This is a genomic window from Martelella mediterranea, assembly GCF_004342225.1.
Lineage (GTDB): Bacteria > Pseudomonadota > Alphaproteobacteria > Rhizobiales > Rhizobiaceae > Martelella > Martelella mediterranea_B.
Genome location: NZ_SMAR01000105.1, coordinates 1 through 1,013, shown reverse-complemented (window position 1 = coordinate 1,013; position 1,013 = coordinate 1). Strand labels below are relative to the sequence as shown.

At 49.8% G+C, this 1,013-nt stretch carries 1 protein-coding gene; it reads left to right on the top strand.

All coding sequences use genetic code 11. The features are described 5' to 3' along the window. A partial coding sequence (locus EDC90_RS20780) for an IS3 family transposase (protein ID WP_132314405.1) occupies window positions 1–984 on the top strand: 984 nt, incomplete at its 5' end. Between the last annotated feature and the right edge of the window lie 29 nt (window positions 985–1,013).

Sequence of the window (1,013 nt, the reverse complement as noted above, 5' to 3'; positions counted from 1 at the left end):
CTCGAAGTTCTGCAGCGCGACATCCGGCAATTACAGCTTGAGCGCGATCTTTTGAAGAAGGCCACTGAACTGATAAAAAAAGGCCTGGGCGTTGATCTGCAACTCCTGAGTAACCGGGAGAAGACATTGCTGGTTAACGCCCTCAGAGATCTTTATCAGCTTCCAGAACTGCTGACCCGGTTAGGGCTGGCGCGCAGTTCGTATTTTTACCATCGAACCCGTTTGCAGATGGAAGACAAATATCTCGCTATTCGTCACAGCATCACTGAAATCTTTGAACGCAACCATCGCTGCTACGGCTACCGCCGGCTACAGGCGTCATTGGCAAGGCAGTGTGTTTCAATCTCAGAGAAAGTTGTGCGGCGGTTAATGAAACAGGAGAACCTGATTGTTGCCATGCCAAAGCGCCGGCGATATCGCTCCTATCTGGGAGAAATCAGTCCGGCACCAGAGAACATCATTAATCGCGAATTCAAGGCCGCAGCGCCTAACGAGAAATGGTTGACTGACATCACCGAGTTCCGAATTCCGGCTGGCAAGATTTATCTCTCACCCATCATTGATTGTTTCGATGGCCTGGTCATTAGTTGGACTATTGGAACAAGCCCAGATGCCCAATTGGTCAACACAATGCTTGATGCCGCTATCGCAACGGTGACCAATGAAGATAAACGACCCATTGTGCACTCAGATAGGGGTGCCCATTATCGCTGGCCAGGCTGGTTATCGCGAACCAATGATGCGAGGCTTATACGATCAATGTCCCGCAAGGCGTGTTCGCCAGATAATGCAGCATGTGAGGGTTTCTTTGGGCGGCTGAAAACAGAACTCTTTTATCCCCGTGATTGGAAGACCACTACGCTCGAACAGTTCATTGAAGATGTTGATGCCTATATTCGATGGTATAACGAAAATCGCATCAAAATATCACTTGGCGGGCGAAGCCCAATCGAATATCGAAACAGTCTGGGCCTTGCGTCATAGACCTGTCCAAGTTTTCGTCCGCACCCCCA